Source organism: Streptomyces sp. NPDC057137 (assembly GCF_042670825.1).
GTDB lineage: Bacteria > Actinomycetota > Actinomycetes > Streptomycetales > Streptomycetaceae > Streptomyces.
Map to the genome: position 1 here is coordinate 12922 of NZ_JBHUUW010000059.1, position 18435 is coordinate 31356.

An 18435-nucleotide genomic window follows, 5' to 3' on the forward strand; every position below is an offset into this window, starting at 1 on the left:
CGCAGTGGCTCAGTAGCGCAGCACCGCCGCGATGCGTTCGTGCCCGGCGAGTACGTCGTCGTCCAGGAACACGACCTGCGCGCCGCCGTCCAGGGCCGACTCGACCAGTTCGTCGACGATGTCGTCCTGCACCTCACGGCCGAGGGCCGCACCGTCCGCGCCGTCGACCGGGATCAGATGTCCCTCGCTGACCCTGGCGGACCGCTGGAAGTGCTCCTCCACCGCCACCAGGCCGGCCCGCCTCTCGCGTACCGCCTCCCAGACCTCGTCCAGACCGGCGGCGAAGGTACGGCTGCTCCTGGCGTCGTCCAGCTGGACCATGACCTGCCGTTCCTCGTCGCGCGCGTACGCCTCGACCAGGGGCCGTACCGCCTTCGCCAGCACATGGGCCGGGCCGTCGGTCAGGCCGCCCTTGGCCAGCCGGCCGGTGGCGGACGGGGCGGTGCTGCCCGCCTCCTCCAGCAGGGCGAGCGCGGGGGCGACGCCGACCACATAGAACGGGCGGGGGCTCCCGGCCAGCACGGCGGTGAAGGCGTCGTCCACCGACCGCATGAACTTACGGGTGTCCTCGTCCATGAAGTTGCTCGGCGGGTTGCCGACCCGCTCCAGGCGTTCCACGTCCCAGGTCGCCTCGGAAGGCGTCGCGGGGAAGCCGTCGGCGCGGTGCTCGTGCAGGGAGTCGCCGACACCGCTCCACAGCGTCGCGTGGTCGGAGGCCACGTTCAGCACCCAGTAGTGGTGGCGCTGGACGGTGGCCGCCACCAGATTCCGGGTGAGATAGGTGTCGCTGATGACGACCGACTCGGGCGTCTCGCGGGGCAGGTACCAGACCTGGTGTTCCTCGGCGTCGGCGAGAATCAGCAGCCCGTCGAGCTTGTGGCGCAGGTCCACCTCCGCCACCGCCTGATTGAGCCGCCCCTTCACCGCCTGGCGCGTGGCCTTGGGCACGTCCGGATCGGCCTCCATCCGGTGCACGGCCTCGGAGAGGACGTTGCGCAGGCGCACCGGGTCCTGGTCGCTCCACGGCTCGTGCCGATGGGTGGGCATTGTCAGGGACACCGCCGGATACGGCCGCTGCTTCCGCAGACTCCGCAAGACTTCGGGCGTCAGATCGTTACTGTCCATGCTGCCCCTTCGCTCGGCGGAGGTCCCACACCGGCGAGCGGCCGGCTGGAGTACCCCGGACCTCCTTCCATGGTGCGGGACGCCGCCGACATCCGCAGGGGCGCGGAGCCGTCGAATGTGCGGGGCCCGCAGGAATGCGGCGGGGCCGCACATAGGACGGGGCCCCGCCCGGCTGCCGCCGCTGCCGGACGAGACCCCTGATCCGGTGGCCGGATCGCGCGCCGTCAGTTCCCGCCGCGACCTGGTCGGCCATGGCCCGGCCTGCCATGGCCGGGCTTTCCGTGGCCCGGCTTGCCGTGGCCGGGCTTGTCACGGCCCTCCGGGAACTCGTAGACCTGACCGGCGGTGGCACGGAAGGTCTTCTCACCGCCGGGCAGCAGGGTGCTGCGCAGGGTCAGATCACCGGTACGGCTCGCCCTGAGGACGATCCGGCTCGCCTTGCCGCCGGCCCAGGTGATGTCGAGCGTGGCGCCGCCGCGTGCCCGCAGCCCGGCGATCGAGCCGTCGGGCCAGGACGCGGGCAGGGCCGGCAGGACCTCGATCGGGCCGTGCTGGCTCTGGAGCAGCATCTCGGCGACACCGGAGGAGGCGCCGAAGTTGCCGTCGATCTGGAACGGCGGGTGGGTGTCCCAGAGGTTCGGCAGCGTGGAGCTCTTGAGCTGCTCGGTGAGCATCTTGTGCGCGTGGTTGCCGTCCCGCAGCCGCGCCCAGAAGTTGATCTTCCAGGCCTTGCTCCAGCCCGTGCCGCCGTCACCGCGCGCGGTGAGGGAGACCTTGGCGGCCTCGGCCCAGTCGGTGCCGACCTCGATCTGCCGGCCCGGGTGCAGGCCGAAGAGGTGCGAGACGTGCCGGTGGTCGTTGTTCGGGTCGTCCAGGTCCTCCTTCCACTCCTGGAGCTGGCCCCAGGACCCGATGCGCAGGCCGGGGTCGAGCTTGCCGAGGGTGTCCTGGAGCCGGGTGCGGAAGGCGGGGTCGTCGCCGAGGGTCTGCGCCGCCTCCAGCGTGTTGGTGAACAGGTCGTGCACGATCTGCTGCGACATCGCCGCGCCGGCCGTGAAGTCGCCGTTCTCGGGCGAGTAGCTGGGGGTGACGACGAGCTTCCCGTCGCGCGGGTCGACCCGCAGGAAGCCCAGCCAGAACTCGGCGGTCTCCTTCATCACGGGGTAGGCGGTGGAGCGCAGATAGTCCGTGGAGGCGTTGAAGCGGTAGTGGTCGTACATCTGCTGGGTGAGCCAGGCGCCCGCCTCCGGGAACCAGAACGACTGCGGGTACTGGTGCAGGCCCGTGAAGCCGTACGGATTGGTCTCGTTGTTCACCACCCAGCCGGCCGTCTCGAAGATCTCCCGCGCGGTGGTGCGGCCCGGCTCACGCATCGAGTCGACGTAACTGTCGTACGGCGCGGTGGTCTCGGCGAGGTTGGTGACCTCGGCGAGCCAGTAGTTCATCTGGAGGTTGATGTTGACGTGGTAGTCCGCATCCCAGGGCGGGTTGGTGACGTTGTTCCAGACGCCCTGGAGGTTCGCGGGCAGCGAGCCGGTCCGGGACGAGGCGATGAGCAGATACCGGCCGTACTGGAAGTACAGCGCTTCGAGCGCCTTGTCGGCGGCGCCCGTGCCGCCGGTGTACTGGGTGAGGAGCTGGTCGGTCGGCAGGTCGGGCAGCTGCTGGCCGATGTCGAGCGACACCCGGTCGAACAGCCCCTGGTAGTCGTTGACATGCTCGGTGCGCAGGTCGTCGTAGGAGAGGCCGGCCGCCCGGTCGACGGCGTCGGTGACCGCGCCGTGGGGGTCGTCGGTGCGGTAGTCGGGGTAGGTGTCGGCGTAGTCGGTGCCGGCCGCGAGGACGAACCAGGCGCTGTCGGCGCCGCTGACGGTGAGGGTGCCGTTCCCGGCGGTGACGCTGCCGCCCTGGGTACGTACGCGGATCTGGCCCTCGAAGAGCAGCCCGTTGTTCTGGAGCTTGCCCTTGATGGTGAGCCGGTCACCGCTCGCGGTGGCCGTGAAGTCGTTGCGGGGGGAGGTGTAGCGGAGGGTGAAGCCGATCTTGCCCGGCTGGTCGGCGGCGAACCGGCCCGCGATGACCTTGCCGGGGTGGGAGGCGAAGAACTCCCGTGTGTACGTGGCGCCTTGGTGGGCGTACGAGACCGTGGCGAGGGCCGTGGCGATGTCCAGGGTGCGCCGGTAGGAGGAGTCGGGGCCACCGGGCGCTCCGGGGACGTCGATCAGCAGGTCGCCGAAGACGTTGTAGGAGCCGAAGCTGTGCTTGGGCTGGCCCAGCTCGGCCGCGACGGCCTCCGGGGTCATGGACCCTTCGGCGTCGATACGGTCCTGGATCCCGCGCAGCACACCGGGCCGGGGGCTGGTCCAGTTGCCGTGGTCGTAGTCGGGCGCGCCGGGGCCGCCCGTCCACAGGGTCTTCTCGTTGAGGACCAGTCGCTCGGTGGCGAGCGTTCCGTAGATGCCGGCGCCGAGCGCGCCACTGCCGATGGGGAGGCTTTCGCGCTCCCAGTCGGCGGCGGGCTTCGTGTACCAGAGCGTCAATTCATCGGAGGGGTCGGCGGCTGCGGCTCTGCCGGCCAGAGCAGGAACACCCAGCGCGAGAGCACTGGTTACGCCGAGGGCGGACTTCATCGTGGTTCTGCGGGTGATGCCCTGAGTCATGCGGCAGACGTTAAAAGTCCGATGACTGAATTGGCAAGGCACATGACAAAACCTCGCGGCAGTCAGTTTTCCTGCCGCGAGGCGATGGGGTGCGAGGGCGGGTTCCGGTCTGCCGGGGTCTCGCCCGATATCGCATCGGGGGCGGTTTTCGGCCCCGACAGGCTCTCAGCCCTGCTGGAAAAGCTCGGCGGGCAGCGGCTTCAGGAGCGCGTAGAGATCGTCGGTGATCGGCCGGTCCCAGCTGGCGATGGTGACGAGGACGTTGTCGCTGCGGTCGAACTGCACGCAGGCGATACGGCTTTCGGAGAGCTTCAGCCTGCGCACGATGAGCAGGTTGTCGCCCTGCATCACGGGCACGTCCTCCGTACTGACGACGTCGACCTGCTCCTCGTTCTCCAGGGCGATCAGCAGTTGCGCGACCTCGAAGGGGATCTGGCCGTCCTCCAGCTCGCGGGCCGGTGATCCCTCGGGCAGATTGCCGATGATCATGGCCGGGCCGCGTCCGCCGAACAGGTCGTACCGCAGGAAGACACCCTGACAGCTGCCGTCGGGGGCGGGCAGCAGGCCGGCGCCCAGATTTCCGGGCCAGTCACCCGGGTCCATGGCCAGGACGTCGAAGTCCGGGCCCGCGGGTGTGGCGGCGCTGCGGCGGCGGAGGAAGGACATGCGGCCATGGTACGTCTCCGCGGGACCCCGGCGACGCGGGACCCTGAGGCTCGCCGGGGGTGGGACGCGAGGTGCGGTCAGGTGAGGTCGAACTCCCCGTCGCGGGCGTTGAGTACGAAGGCCCGCCACTCGGCGGGGCTGAAGATCAGTGAGGGATTCTCCGGCTTACCGCCGTTGCGCATCGCGATGAATCCTTCGACGAAGGCGATCTGGACGTCTCCCGTGCCCTGGCTGCTGGAACGCCAGTCAGCCTTGCTCAGGTCCAGCTCCGGCTTGTCCCAGCCCGCCAACGGCTGCTGGGTGGTGGTGCTCTCAGCCACGTCCCGCTCCTCCCGGTTCGTCGTCCGGGGCCAGACTATCGATCGTTTCCGGTCCCGGACAGGCCGCTGCACCGGCCGTCCCCAACGCCCTTGTGGTGACGCCCAGTTGAGGCCGGGACGGCCGCCGGACGCGCGTTCGACCGGGGTCGGTTCGGCCGAGGTCGGTTCGGCCGGGACCAACTCGGCCCGTGGCCGCCCGGCCGGTCAGCCCGCCGCGGGCGTACGCACGCCGGGCGCCAGGAAGGCGCCGACCCTACGCGTGAACCACCCCGCGTCGTCCAGCCAGGGCAGGTGTCCGGCGCCCGGCTGCACGACCGTCCGGCCGGCCGGGAAGAGACCGGCCAGTTCCGTCGCGTGCCGGGGTCGTGGGCTGGTGTCCACCTCTCCCGTCACGACCAGGACCGGGGCGTCGACGGCGGACAGCGCGGCGACGGTGGCGGGCGGGTCGAAGGCGCCCGGCGCGTAGTACCCGGCCGCCGCCTCCCGGTTGACCTCGTGGGCCTCGGCGGCGGCGTGCGCCCGCGCGGCCGCGTCCCACCGGCCGTACGCGAAGGGGATCACCGTCGGCCACACCTCGCGGATGCCACGGGCGCCCGACCAGACCTCTTCCATGGCGGCCCGCGCCTGCGCGTACCAGGGTTCGCCCACGCGCAGTTCGACCGCCTCGCGCATGTCCGCCTCGGTGGTGGTGATGCCCGCGGCCCGCAGCCCGGGGGCGACCAGGACGAGCGAGCGCAGCCGGTGCGGGTGGGCGGCGGCGTAGAGAGTGGCGAGATTGCCCGACGCCGAGTGCCCGAGCAGATCGATCCGCGCGAGACCGAGGTGCTCGCGCAGTGCCTCGACGTCGGCCACGAGCCGGTCGCAGCGGTACGTCGAGCGGTCGGCGGGGACGGCGGAATCGCCCGTGCCGCGCAGATCGAGCAGGACGAGGGGGCGGTACGCGCCGAGGCCGCCGAGGTCGCCGAGGTAGGCGGCGGCCCGCATCGGGCCGCCCGGCAGACAGATGACCGGTTCCCCGGGCCCGTCCCCCTTCAGGTGGTAGGTCAGTTCGGTCCCGTCGTACGCGTGGAACGTGGGCATGTCCGGATCCTCACAGCCGGCCGGGCACGGGACCAACCGGTTTCCCGTCCGGGTACGGCTCGCGCCCCGAGCCTTGACGCACGTGCCGAGGGCTGGATTACTGGGCGGGAAGAGGATCAACCGAATGATCGGTCGGTCGGCCAGGTCGGTACGGAAGAGTCGGAGAGTCAGCCATGACGGTTCAGCTGGACGCCGGGGAACTGCTCGGCCGGGACGAGCTCGAAGGGCTGCAGCTCACGCGGCTGCGGGCGACACTGCGCCACGCGTACGAGAACGTGCCGTTCTACCGCGAGTCGTTCGACGCCGCAGGGCTGCGGCCGGACGACTGCCGCTCGCTCGGCGACCTCGCCCGCTTCCCCTTCACCGCCAAGACCGATCTGCGGGACAACTATCCCTTCGGGATGTTCGCCGTCGACCAGACGGACGTCCGCCGCATCCACGCCTCCAGCGGCACGACGGGCCGCCCCACCGTGGTCGGCTACACCCAAGGGGATCTGGACAACTGGGCCGACGTGGTGGCCCGCTCCATCCGCGCGGCCGGCGGCCGGCCCGGCCACAAGGTCCATGTGGCGTACGGATACGGCCTGTTCACCGGCGGACTGGGCGCGCACTACGGCGCCGAGCGGCTCGGCTGCACCGTCATCCCGGCGTCGGGCGGCATGACCGCGCGACAGGTCCAGCTGATCACGGACTTCCGGCCCGAGGTCATCATGGTGACGCCCTCGTACATGCTGACGCTGCTGGACGAGTTCGAGCGCCAGGGCGTCGATCCCCGGACGACCTCACTGAAGGTCGGCATCTTCGGGGCCGAGCCGTGGACGGAGGAGATGCGGCGGGAGATCGAGGAGCGGTTCGCGATCGACGCCGTGGACATATACGGGCTCTCCGAGGTGATGGGGCCCGGTGTGGCGCAGGAGTGTGTCGAGACGAAGGACGGCCTGCACATCTGGGAGGACCACTTCTATCCGGAGATCGTCGACCCGTTCACCGGTGAGGTGCTGCCGGAGGGTGCGGAGGGCGAGCTGGTCTTCACCTCCCTCACCAAGGAGGCGATGCCGGTGATCCGTTACCGTACGCGCGACCTGACGCGGCTCCTGCCGGGCACGGCGCGGGTGTTCCGGCGGATGGAGAAGGTCACCGGGCGCAGCGACGACATGGTGATCCTGCGCGGGGTGAACCTGTTCCCGACCCAGATCGAGGAGATCGTGCTGCGTACGGCGGGGGTCGCCCCGCACTTCCAGCTGCGGCTCACGCGCGACGGCCGGATGGACGCCCTGACGGTGCGGGCGGAGGCGCGGGCGGGGGCGACGCCGGAGCAGCGTGAGGAGGCCGTCCGGTCGATCGCGACGGCCGTGAAGGACGGGATCGGGGTCTCGGTGGCGGTCGAGGTGGTGGATCCGGAGACGCTGGAGCGTTCGGTGGGCAAGATCAAGCGGATCGTGGACCTCAGGACGCCGTGAGCGGCCCGGCGACGTTCGGGGCCGTGGCCCCGAACGTGAAGGCACCGCACGGCTGTTGAGCCGCGCGCACTCGTCCTCAACGCCTCAACGCCTCAATCGCCGGACGGGCTGTGAAAGCCCGTCCGGCGATTGAGGTCACGTCACGTCAGACTCGCGCCATTCCCCTGTTCCAGTCCGAGTCGGAGTCCGGCCCCCGCCCGGGGGGCTGCGACTCCCGCTCCAGCTTCTTCCGCAGCTGCTCGCCCTCGACATCCACGTTCGGCAGCAGCCGGTCCAGCCAGCGCGGCAGCCACCAGGCCTTGTCACCGAGCAGTGCGAGCACCGCCGGGACGATGGCCATGCGGACCACGAAGGCGTCGAAGAAGACCGCGACTGCCAGCGAGAAGCCGATCAGCTTGATCATGGACTCGGCGGAGCCGGCGAAGCCCGCGAAGACCGCCATCATGATGATCGCGGCGGCGGTGACGACCCGCGCCCCGTGCCGGAAGCCGGTCGTGATCGCCTGCTTCGGCTGCTCCCCGTGGACGTACGCCTCACGCATCCGGGTGACCAGGAAGACCTCGTAGTCCATGGCGAGACCGAAGACCGTACCCACCATGAAGATCGGCACCATCGACATGACCGGACCGGTCTGCTCGATACCGAAGAAGTCAGCGAGCCAGCCCCACTGGAAGACCGCGACGACGGCGCCGAGGGCGGCGAGGACCGACAGCAGGAACCCGAGGGCCGCCTTCAGCGGGACCAGGATCGACCGGAAGATCAGCATCAGCAGCAGGAACGCCAGGCCCACGACGACCGCCAGGTAGGGCAGCAGCGCGTCGTTCATCTTCTCGGAGAAGTCGGTGTTCAGCGCGGTGGCGCCGGTGACCAGCACCTTCACCCCGTTCTCCGAGGCGGCCTCACCGCCCGCGTCGCGGACCGAGTGGACCAGATCCTCCGTCTCCACGGACGAGGGACGGTCCTTCGGGACGGCCGTGATCATCGCCGTGTCGCCGGCCTCGTTGAACGTGGCGGGGGTGACGGCGACGACGCCCTTCACGTTCTTCACCGCGTCGCTGACCTGGGCGACGGCCTGCTTGGCGTTGTCGTCGCCCTTGACGTCCACGACGACCACGAGCGGGCCGTTGAAGCCGGGCCCGAAGGCCTCGGAGAGCGTGTCGTACGCCTTGCGCTGCGTGGTGCTGGTCGCCAGCGAGCCGTTGTCGGGCAGACCCATCTCCAGCGAGGCGGCCGGGACGGCGGCGACGCCGAGACCGACGACTCCCACGAGGACCACGGCGGCGGGGCGGCGCAGGACGAAGTTGGCCCAGCGGGTGCCCATGTTGGGCTTGCCGTGGGTGGACGCGACCTGCTCGCGCTCCTGGCGCTTGCGCGCCTTCCTGCCCAGCACGCGCTTGCCGGCGAATCCCAGCACGGCCGGGACGAGGGTCAGCGCGACGAGGACGGCGATGACGACCGTACCGGCCGCCGCGAGGCCCATCTTGGTGAGCATCGGGATGTTGACGACGGCGAGTCCGACCAGGGCGATGACGACGGTGAGCCCCGCGAAGAACACGGCGGATCCGGCGGTCCCTGCCGCGCGTCCCGCTGCGTCCTCGGGTTCATGCCCCTCGGCCAGCTCCGCCCGGTAGCGGGAGACGATGAACAGCGCGTAGTCGATACCGACGGCGAGGCCGATCATCATCGCGAGAACGCTGGTGGTGGAGTCGAAGTCCATCACGCCGGCCAGCGCGGTGATGACCGAGACGCTGATACCGACACCCACGAGGGCGGTGATCAGCGGCAGTCCCGCCGCGATCAGCGAACCGAAGGTGATGACGAGCACGACCGCCGCCACGGCGACGCCGATGGACTCGGTGGCTCCGGCGGCCGGGATGGACTGGAGCGCGTCGCCACCGATCTCGACCGTCAGGCCGGACTTCCGCGCGTCGGCGCCGATGTCCTCGAGTGACGTGCGGGTGTCGTCGGTCAGCTCCAGAGTGGTGACCTTGTACGAGACCGCGACGTAGGCCGTCGAACCGTCCTGGGAGATGGCGTTGGCCGTGTACGGGTCGGTGACCTGCCCGATCTGGTCGGAACCGGCCGGCAGGTCCTTGACGACCTTCTCGACCGCTGCCTTGTTCTCGGGCGCGGTCATCTTCTCGCCGTCCGGCGCCTTGAAGACGACCCGGGCGACCGCACCGTCGACGCTGCTTCCGGGGAAGCGCTCGTCGATCAGGTCGAAGGCCTTCTGCGCCTCCGTCCCCGGGATGGCGAAGCTGGATGCAGCGGTGGGCGCGGACGCGGCGCCGACGCCGGAGAGGGCCAGCACCGCCACCCACATGAGCACGACGTAGATCCGGCGCCGGAACGCCAACCGTCCGAGTTTGTAAAGAAACGTGGCCACGAGGAGTACTCCCGGTCTGGGGCGGATCAGGACATGGGGAACGGGCTCGGCGTGTTCCCGCGCCGTGCCGTGGGGTGAGATCGGCCCTCAGTCGGACGGGCCTTCCGGTCGGACACTCTCTGTGCCACGAGTTAAGAAGTTACGCACCGTCGGACGGCAGCACACTGGGCGTATGACCCAGGTCTGGGGTGTTGCTGAGTACACCCCTATTCGGCCCCAACTGCCGCCGTGGGATAGGGGTGTGCGACCGGCGGCCCCGGCAACTGTCCTGACCTGTGGGGTAGTCCGCCGGTGACCACGAGCGCGCGCCGGTGAACGGGTCGGTCCGGTCCACGAACTGACGGGCCTACGGGCGGCCCGGTCTACGGGCTGACGGCGAGGAACACGAACGCCGCGAAGATGGCCATGTGGACGCCGCCCTGGAGCAGGGTCGCCCGCCCCGGCACGACCGTCAGCGCGCCCACGACGACGGTGAGCGCGAGGAGCACCATATGGGTGGCGCTCAGGCCGAGGACGAGTGGCCCGTCCAGCCAGATGGTGGCGAGCGCGATGGCGGGGATCGTCAGGCCGATGCTGGCCATGGCCGAGCCGAGCGCGAGGTTGAGGCTGGTCTGCATCCGTTCGCGGCGCGCGGCCCGTACGGCGGCCAGCGTCTCGGGCGCCAGCACGAGCAGGGCGATGATCACACCCACCACGGCGTGCGGCATCCCGGCCGACTCCACGCCCGACTCGATGGTGGGCGAGACCGCCTTCGCGTCGCCGACGACGGCGACCAGCGCCACGACGAGCATCACCGCGCTCAGCGTCGTCGCGCGCCGGGTGGGCAGCGGTGCGTGCTCGTCCACCTCCTTGATCTCACCCTCCTGGGTGAGGGGCAGGAAGTATTCGCGGTGGCGGACCGTCTGCATGGCGACGAACAGGCCGTAGAGGCCGAGCGAGGCGATCGCGGCGAACGTGAGCTGATCCGTGGAGAACTCCGCTCCCGGTCTGCTCGTGGTGAAGGTCGGAAAGACCAGGCTGAGGGTGGCGAGCGTCGCGACCGTGGCCAGCGCGCCGCCGGAGCCCTCGGCGTTGAAGACGGTGACCCGGCTGCGGAGGGCACCGACGATCAGGGAGATGCCGATGATGCCGTTGCAGGTGATCATGACGGCGGCGAAGACGGTGTCCCGGGCGAGGGTGGAGCTCTTGGCGCCGCCGTCGACCATCAGGGTGACGATGAGCGCGACTTCGATGACGGTGACGGCGACGGCGAGCACGAGTGAGCCGAACGGCTCGCCGACCCGGTGCGCGACGACCTCGGCGTGGTGCACGGCGGCGAGTACGGCGCCCGCGAGGAGCAGGGCCACCAGGGCGACCGCGTAGCCCGGCAGGTCGCGGCCCCAGCTGAGCACGAGCGCCACCAGGGCGAGCAGCGGTACGACCACGGTCCAGCGGGACCACAGCGAACGGATCCCGGTACGCGTCGTCATACGCCTCACGCTGCCAGAGGTGCCCGGTGCCCGCGCGGTGAGCCGCACCGTCGTGGGCCGTACGCAGCGGGGCCCGTGCCAGTAACCTCGGGCGGCGGGCGGTTTCGGACGGAGCGTCAGAGGGGTGTGCCGGATGAGCGGGGACGCGGCGGGCGGCGGGATCAGCCGGCGGAGGCTGGGCGGGGGCGTACTGGCGCTGGGCGGCGCGCTCGCGCTGGCGCCGGTCCCGTTCGCCGACGCGGCCACCGCCATAGGGGCGGGTGCGGGGTCGTCCGGCCCAGCGGGCTCGGGTTCGTCCGGCGCCTCCGGCTCAGGTTCCGGACGGCGTTCGCCGACGCTGCGGCGCGGCTCCCCCGCGCGCGCCGGGCTGCTGCCGGGCCCGCTGGAGCGGCTGGTCACCGACGCCGAGCGGTTCCTGGCGCCGTCACCGACGCACCCCTGGTACGCGGGCGCCGTCCTGCTCGCCGGGCGCGGTGACACGGTCGCGCTCCACCGCGCCATCGGCAAGGCCGTGCGCTACTCGGCGTACGACGAGGCGACCGACACCGGCGTCGAGTTCCCGGCCGACCGGCAGATCGCGATGGCCGAGGACACCGTCTTCGACCTGGCGTCCGTCTCCAAACTCTTCACATCCGTCCTCGCCGTACAGCAGATCGAGCGCGGGGCGCTGGTCCTGGCGGAGCGCGTCGCCTCGTACCTCCCCGACTTCGGCGGCGCGGGCAAGCAGGACGTCACGGTCCGCCAGCTGCTCACACACACCTCGGGCTTCGCCGCCTGGATCCCGCTCTACCGGGAGCCGACGCGGGAGGGGAAGCTCCGGATGCTCATGGCCGAGGCGCCCACGAGCCCGCCGGGCAGCGTCTACCGGTACTCGGACCTCAATCTGATCTCCCTTCAGCTCGTCCTGGAGAAGATCACCGGGCGCCCGCTGGACGTACTGCTGCGCGAGGAGATCACCGCTCCCCTGGGCATGCACCGCACCCGCTTCAACCCGCCCGCGTCCTGGCGGCCGAAGATCGCGGCCACGGAGGATTCGCGGCAGCCGTGGTCGGGGCTCGACCGAGGTCTCGTATGGGGCGAGGTGCACGACGAGAACGCGTACGGCTTCGACGGCGTCGCCGGTCACGCCGGGGTCTTCTCGTGCGCGTGGGACCTGGCGGTCCTGGGCCGTACGCTCCTCAACGGCGGGGCGTACGGCCGGGCGAGGATCCTGCGCCCGGCGTCGGTGGAGCTGATGTTCACCGACTTCAACACGGACTTCCCCGGTGACGAGCACGGTCTGGGCTTCGAGCTGAACCAGCACTGGTACATGGGGGCCATGGCCACGCCGCGTACGGCTGGGCACACCGGCTTCACCGGGACCAGTCTCGTCCTCGATCCGACGACCGACTCGTTCCTCGTCGTACTCGGCAACTCCGTTCATCCCGTGCGTAGTTGGCGGTCGGGCAGCGCTCCACGGGTCGCCGCCGCCGACAACCTGGCGCGCGCCGTGCCCGTCGCACCCGAGCGAGGCCGGACCGCGTGGTTCTCGGGCATGGCCACCGGCGCCACGGCGACGCTCACGCTGCCCGCGCTGCGCCTGGCCACCGGGGAGGGGCGGCTGCGGTGCTCACTGTGGTGGGACACGGAGCCCGCGACCGGGGTCCTGGTCCTGGAGGCGTCCGACGAGGTCGACGCCGACTGGCTGCCGGTGCCGTTCACGACGACGCCCTCCGGCCACGACGCGGGCACACCGCGTCCGACGGGCTCGGTCTCGGGCTGGTCGGGGCGCGTCTGGCACCGGCTGGAGGCCGACCTCGCCGACCGGCGCGGGCGACAGGTGCGGCTGCGCTGGCGGTACGTGACGGGCGCCCCGTACGTCGGCCGTGGCGCCTATGTGGACGCGTTGCGGGTCGAGGACGGCGGCCGTACGGTGTTCGACGACTCGCTGCAGGGGGACGCGGCCCGGGTCGAGTTGGACGGCTGGAGCGTGTCGGCGGACTGAGCCGCGGGGGCCCGGCAAGATCGGCAAGACACCCACTAGGGTCTTCGGATGACCGTGACCACCACCTTCAGCGACCCGTTCCTCCGGATGACCGAGCGGCACGCCGCCTGGGGCGCCCAACAGCTCGAAGCCTTCAACGAGTTCATGCCGACCGGACCGTGGACGGCCAACCTCGACCAGCACCTCTACCGCCAGGCGGACCGGGATCTGCGGATCTCGGTGCTGGGGAGTTTCGACACGACCGAGGGCTCGTGGCTGTGGGGTTGGGCAAACCCCGGTTTCGGCGGCACGCCCGTCGTCGGCGCGGCGGACGAGATACGGCGGCTGGGTGAGGCGCACGGCATCCCCGAGTTCAGGGACGACCTTGTCGACCTGTCGGCGTTCGACGACCCCCGGTTCGCGGTGGAGACGCTCGCGTTCGGGGCGATGGGCGCGCTCGGCGCCACCGGCTACATCGGTGTCCAGGCGTCCGCCGAGGGCCGGCTGTACATGGTGCCGGACGACCCGCAGGTGCCGCGTGCCGTGCCGGACGAGATCACCTTGCCGCGTGTGCTGCTGACGGGTGCGGGGCTACTCGCGGGGAGTTCGGCCCGCGCCGTGGTGACCGGGTACTTCGGCCACCACGGGCTGACGCAGCGCCAGGAGGCCGACCGGATCAGCGCCGACCTGCCGGGCGGCTCCGCGGTCGACGTCCTGTTCGACGGAGCGGGCCGGATCGCCTCCGTCGAGATGAGGAACGTCTCGCGTTAGGTCCCGTCGCTCACTTGCGTACCGACAGCGGGGTGGCGATGTCCTCCAGCGACCTGCCCTCGGCGGCGACGGCGAAGAACACGGCCACCACACCCGCCGCGACCATCAGTGACGCGCCGACGCAGAACGCGATGACGGCGTCGCCGACGACCCCGCTGTCGGTGAGGCTCGCGAACAGCAGCGGTCCGGAGATGCCGCCCGCCGCCGTCCCCATGGCGTAGAAGAACGCGATCGCCAGGGCGCGTGTCTCCATGGGGAAGATCTCGCTGACGGTCAGATAGGCGGAGCTGGCCCCGGCGGACGCGAAGAAGAGCACCACGGCCCAGCACAGGGTCATGGTCGTCGCGTTGAGCCAGCCCTCGCTGAAGAACCAGGCGGTGACGTAGAGCAGCAGCCCCGACAGGATGTACGTCCCCGCGATCATCGGTCTGCGGCCGACCGTGTCGAACAGCCGGCCCAGCAGGAGTGGTCCGAGGAAGTTGCCGAAAGCGATGGCGGCGAAGTAGTAACCGGTCGAACCGCTCGACACGTCGAAGAACTTCACCAGGATGGTGCCGAAGCCGAAGGTGATGGCGTTGTAGAGGAACGCCTGCCCGATGAAGAGGGAGAAGCCGAGCACCGAGCGCTTGGGGTAGACGCGGAAGAGCGTCTTCGCGATCTCGACGAATCCGATGCTCCTGCGCTGCTCGATGGTGATGGACTCGCCGGGTTCCGGCAGTTTCTTCCCGGTCTCCCGCTCGATCTCGCGCTCCGCCCCGGCGACGATCTTCTCCGCGCCGGCGTCGTGTCCGTGGATGAACATCCATCGGGGGCTCTCGGGGACGTGCCGGCGGACCACCAGGATGATGAGCCCGAGGACGACGCCCAGCGCGAAGGTAAGCCGCCAGCCGACGTCCTTGGGGAAGATGCTCGTGTTGAGCGCGAGGACGGAGAGCAGGGCGCCGGCCATGGCGCCGAGCCAGAAGCTGCCGTTGATGATGAGGTCGACGCGGCCCCGGTACTTGCTGGGGATCAGTTCGTCGATGGCGGAGTTGATCGCCGCGTACTCGCCGCCGATGCCGAATCCGGTGAGGAAGCGGAAGATGAAGAACCACCACGCGGTGTAGGAGAGGGCGGTCAGCGCGGTCGCGATCAGATAGACGGCGAGGGTGATGAGGAAGAGTTTCTTACGGCCGAACCGGTCGGTGAGCCAGCCGAAGAAGAGCGCTCCCGAGCAGGCGCCCGCGACATAGAGGGCCGCGGCCAGGCCGGTGACCTGCGCGTCGGTGATCGCCAGGCCGCTGCCGTCCTCGGAGAGCCGGCTCGCGATGTTGCCGACGACGGTGACTTCGAGCCCGTCGAGGATCCATACGGTGCCCAGGCCGATCACGATCATCCAGTGCCACCGTGACCACGGCAGCCGGTCGAGTCTCGCGGGGACTTTCGTGGTGACGGTCCCGATGACCGGGGCTCCGCTCGGACTCATGCTCTGCCTCCTCGCTGGCGGCGGCGCCCTCGGCGCCGCTGACGCCGACTCCGTACACCCGGAGCCCAAAGAAGACATACAGGACATCAGCCGGACGGCTCAAGCACCGCCATCGCCGCGTTGTGGCCGGGTACGCCGCTGACTCCGCCGCCGCGCACGGCGCCCGCGCCGCACAGCAGTACGTTCGCGTGCGCCGTCTCCACGCCCCACCGGCCCGTGTCGGCCGTGGCGTACGGGAAGGCGAGATCGCGATGGAAGATGTGGCCGCCGGGCAGCCGCAGTTCGCGTTCGAGGTCGAGGGGCGTCTTCGCCTCGATGCACGGCCGACCCTCGCCGTCCACGGCCAGACAGTCGGCGATCGGCTCGGCCAGGTGCGTGTCGAGCTGGTCCAGGGTCGCCTTGAGCAGTTCGTCGCGTACGGCGTCGTTGTCCTCGGCGAACAGCCGTGCGGGCGTGTGCAGTCCGAAGAGGGTGAGGGTCTGGTAGCCACGCGCGGCCAGCTCCGGGGCCAGGATCGACGGGTCGGTCAGTGAGTGGCAGTAGATCTCGGAGGGCGGCGCCGACGGCAGCCGGCCGCCGGCCGCCTCCTCGTACGCCGTCGCCAACTGCCCGTAACCCTCCGCGATGTGGAACGTTCCGGCGAACGCGTCGCGCGGGTCGACGCTCCGGTCGCGCAGCCGGGGCAGCCGGCGCAGCAGCATGTTGACCTTCAGCTGGGCGCCCTCGGCGGCGGGGTCGGGCGCCGCGTCGCCGAGCAGGGCGGCGAGCGCCTGCGGGGAGGCGTTGACGAGGACGTGGCGCGCGGCGACGCTGCCGGTGTCGCCCGCCTCCGTACGGAAGGCGACTTCGGCGCGGCTGCCGTCCGTCTCGACGCGGGTGGCCTCGTGGCCGGTGACGATCTCCGCGCCCGCCGCGCGTGCCGCGTCGGCGAGGGCGTCGGTGAGCGCGCCCATGCCGCCGACCGGCACGTCCCAGTCGCCGGAGCCGCCGCCCACCACGTGGTAGAGGAAGCAGCGGTTCTGCAGGAGGGAGGGGTCGTGGGCGTCGGCGAAGGTGCCGATCAGCGCGTCGGTGAGAACCACGCCGCGTACGAGGTCGTCGGCGAACCGCTCCTCGATCGCGACACCGATCGGTTCCTCGAAGAGCATGCGCCAGGCGGCCTCGTCGTCGATCCGGGCGCGCAACTCGGCGCGCCCGGGCAGCGGTTCGGTGAGGGTCGGGAAGACACGCTCGGCGACCCTGAGGGTCGAGGCGTAGAACGACTGCCAGGCCGCGTACTCGGCGTCGCCTCCGGTCAGGGCGGTGAACGACTCCCTCGTACGGTCGGCGCCGCCGCCCACGAGCAGTCCGGTCGCCCTGCCGCCGCGCTCGGCCGGTGTGTACGAGGAGACGGTCCGCTTCCGTACGGCGAACCGCAGCCCCAGCTCGTCCACGATCTTCCGCGGCAGCAGCGACACCAGGTACGAGTAGCGCGAGAGCCGCGCGTCGACACCGGCGAAGGGGCGGGTGGAGACGGCGGCTCCGCCGGTGTGTCCGAGGCGTTCCAGGACGAGGACGGTGCGTCCGGCCCTGGCGAGATAGGCGGCGGCGACCAGTCCGTTGTGGCCGCCGCCGACGATCACGGCGTCGTAGGAGGCGTGGGCGGGAGAGGAGAGTGCGGGCATGGCTCTTGGTAACACGTTTGCCGCCGGTACGGGACCCCGCCCCGCGAGGGCGCCCGGCTGGTCAGGGCGCCGACGGTCCGTCACCGGTGCGCGCGAGCACCGTGTTGTACTCCGTGTCGTCACCGGTGACCGCGCGGCTGGTCTCGCCCGACACGGACGTCGGGGCGTCGCCCACGAGGGTGATCCGCTGCACGCGGCGCGGCAGGTCGCCGTAGTCGGCGACCGCGTAGTGCTGCGTGGCGCGGTTGTCCCAGAACACCACGTCGCCGTCCCGCCAGTTCCAGCGGACCGAGTTCTCCAGGCGGGTGACATGGCGCTGGAGGATGCCGAGCAGATCGCGGGAGTCCTCGGCGTTCCAGCCGACGAAGCGGCGTACGAAGCCGCCGAGGGTCAGCGAGCGCTCACCCGTCTCCGGGTGGACGCGGACGACCGGGTGCTCGGTGACGTACTCGGTGGAGGTGAAGACCTCGCGCTGCGCGCGTGCGGCGTCGGAGTCGTCGCCCGGCCGGTAGGTGGCGTAGTCGTACGCGTTGGAGTGCACGGCCCACAACTGATCGGCCAGCAGGCGCAGTTCGTCGGGCAGGGTCTCGTACGCGTGAACGGTGTTGGCCCAGACGGTGTCCCCTCCGTAAGGAGGGATGGTCACGGCGCGCAGGACGGAGCCGAGCGGCGGGTGCTGGACGAAGGTCACGTCCGTGTGCCAGTGGTTGGCGCGGCCCGCCGTGCGGCTGTAGTCGAGGTCGAGGACCGCGGGGGTGTCCTCCAGGGACGGGATGGTCGGGTGGGCCGTCGTCGGCGTGCCGAAGCGGCGCGCGAAGGCCTCCTGGGAGGCGGCGTCGAGCCGCTGGTCGCGGAAGAAGACGACCTTGTGGGCGAGGAGGGCGGCGCGGATCTCGGCGATCACGGCGTCGTCGAGATCGGCGGCGAGGTCGACGCCCTCGATGCGGGCGCCGATGTGGCCGCCGATCCTCTGTACGGAGATGACGGAGGCGGGTGCGGTCATGGCAGGACTCCTTGTCCGGACGAGCCGGATGTCGGTGCGGACGGTGAGAAGACGTGAAGAGACGTGAAGAGACTGAAGACGCGCGAGACGCGGACGTTCAGCGCCCGCTGTCGGCCGGCCGACAGCCGAGAGCGGTGAAGTGGTGGGCACGGAAAGCGTTGACGCGCTCCCGCCCGGCGGCGTCACGCGCCGCTGCCCTCACCGTCACCGTCATGTCCATGCGCCGAGTCCGTGCCCGCCGGGTCGGGCCGGCGATGTCCTGTGCGTCACGAGTCACGGACCCGTCACGCAACACGGATCCGGGGAGCACACCACCGGGGCCGCCGACGCCCGTTGCCACGAGAGGGCCGGTTGGCTCACTCGGAGCGACGAGCAGGGGCGGCCGGACACGTTCGGCCATGCA

The 18435-nt window shown here is 70.9% G+C and carries 12 protein-coding genes and 1 pseudogene; 3 read left to right on the top strand and 10 right to left on the bottom strand.

Going from position 1 to position 18435, the window contains the following annotated elements:
- Nucleotides 1–9 precede the first annotated feature (9 nt).
- The 5 genes and pseudogenes from ACFT9I_RS32025 to ACFT9I_RS32045 all read right to left on the bottom strand — a co-directional run.
- Nucleotides 10–1125, bottom strand: a complete 1116-nt coding sequence (locus tag ACFT9I_RS32025) for a chemotaxis protein (RefSeq protein WP_382570063.1) — start codon at nt 1123–1125, stop codon at nt 10–12.
- Nucleotides 1126–1349: 224 nt separating this feature from the next.
- Complete coding sequence (locus tag ACFT9I_RS32030) at nt 1350–3755, bottom strand: glycoside hydrolase N-terminal domain-containing protein (protein ID WP_382570105.1); 2406 nt, start codon at nt 3753–3755, stop codon at nt 1350–1352.
- A gap of 195 nt (nt 3756–3950) precedes the next feature.
- Nucleotides 3951–4451, bottom strand: a complete 501-nt coding sequence (locus ACFT9I_RS32035) for a hypothetical protein (protein WP_189105770.1) — start codon at nt 4449–4451, stop codon at nt 3951–3953.
- A gap of 77 nt (nt 4452–4528) precedes the next feature.
- Complete coding sequence (locus ACFT9I_RS32040; RefSeq protein WP_023543626.1) at nt 4529–4771, bottom strand: DUF397 domain-containing protein; 243 nt, start codon at nt 4769–4771, stop codon at nt 4529–4531.
- Between the two features lie 207 nt (nt 4772–4978).
- A pseudogene (locus tag ACFT9I_RS32045) lies at nt 4979–5851 on the bottom strand (alpha/beta fold hydrolase); the annotation flags it as partial.
- Between the two features lie 173 nt (nt 5852–6024).
- On the opposite strand from ACFT9I_RS32045, the gene paaK reads away from it, so the two are divergent.
- Nucleotides 6025–7311 carry a phenylacetate--CoA ligase PaaK gene (gene paaK / locus ACFT9I_RS32050; protein ID WP_382570066.1) on the top strand — a complete coding sequence of 429 codons (1287 nt, stop codon included), beginning with the start codon at nt 6025–6027 and terminating at the stop codon, nt 7309–7311.
- A gap of 145 nt (nt 7312–7456) precedes the next feature.
- Here paaK and ACFT9I_RS32055 read toward each other — a convergent pair whose 3' ends face one another.
- Both ACFT9I_RS32055 and ACFT9I_RS32060 read right to left on the bottom strand, forming a co-directional pair.
- Nucleotides 7457–9697: an MMPL family transporter gene (locus tag ACFT9I_RS32055; RefSeq protein ID WP_382570068.1), complete on the bottom strand. Its 2241-nt coding sequence runs from the start codon at nt 9695–9697 to the stop codon at nt 7457–7459.
- A 362-nt stretch (nt 9698–10059) separates the two neighbouring features.
- A complete protein-coding gene (locus ACFT9I_RS32060) occupies nt 10060–11166 on the bottom strand; it encodes a calcium:proton antiporter (protein WP_382570070.1) in 1107 nt (368 codons plus the stop codon).
- Between the two features lie 133 nt (nt 11167–11299).
- Between ACFT9I_RS32060 and ACFT9I_RS32065 the strand changes: the two genes are divergently transcribed.
- Nucleotides 11300–13150, top strand: a complete 1851-nt coding sequence (locus ACFT9I_RS32065; protein WP_382570072.1) for a serine hydrolase — start codon at nt 11300–11302, stop codon at nt 13148–13150.
- 48 nt (nt 13151–13198) lie between these two features.
- Nucleotides 13199–13900, top strand: coding sequence for a DUF6882 domain-containing protein (locus tag ACFT9I_RS32070; RefSeq protein WP_382570073.1), 702 nt, complete (start codon nt 13199–13201; stop codon nt 13898–13900).
- 10 nt (nt 13901–13910) lie between these two features.
- Here the strand turns inward: ACFT9I_RS32070 and ACFT9I_RS32075 are convergent, their stop codons facing one another.
- The 3 genes from ACFT9I_RS32075 to ACFT9I_RS32085 all read right to left on the bottom strand — a co-directional run bounded on the left by ACFT9I_RS32075 (nt 13911) and on the right by ACFT9I_RS32085 (nt 18032).
- Nucleotides 13911–15365 (bottom strand): MFS transporter, encoded by a 1455-nt coding sequence (locus ACFT9I_RS32075; RefSeq protein WP_382570075.1) that lies wholly within the window; start codon nt 15363–15365, stop codon nt 13911–13913.
- A gap of 86 nt (nt 15366–15451) precedes the next feature.
- Nucleotides 15452–17029: a phytoene desaturase family protein gene (locus tag ACFT9I_RS32080; RefSeq protein ID WP_382570077.1), complete on the bottom strand. Its 1578-nt coding sequence runs from the start codon at nt 17027–17029 to the stop codon at nt 15452–15454.
- Between the two features lie 61 nt (nt 17030–17090).
- The gene (locus ACFT9I_RS32085; protein WP_382570079.1) at nt 17091–18032 is read right to left on the bottom strand and encodes a TauD/TfdA dioxygenase family protein; all 942 of its coding nucleotides are present in this window, start codon (nt 18030–18032) and stop codon (nt 17091–17093) included.
- Nucleotides 18033–18435 lie beyond the last annotated feature (403 nt).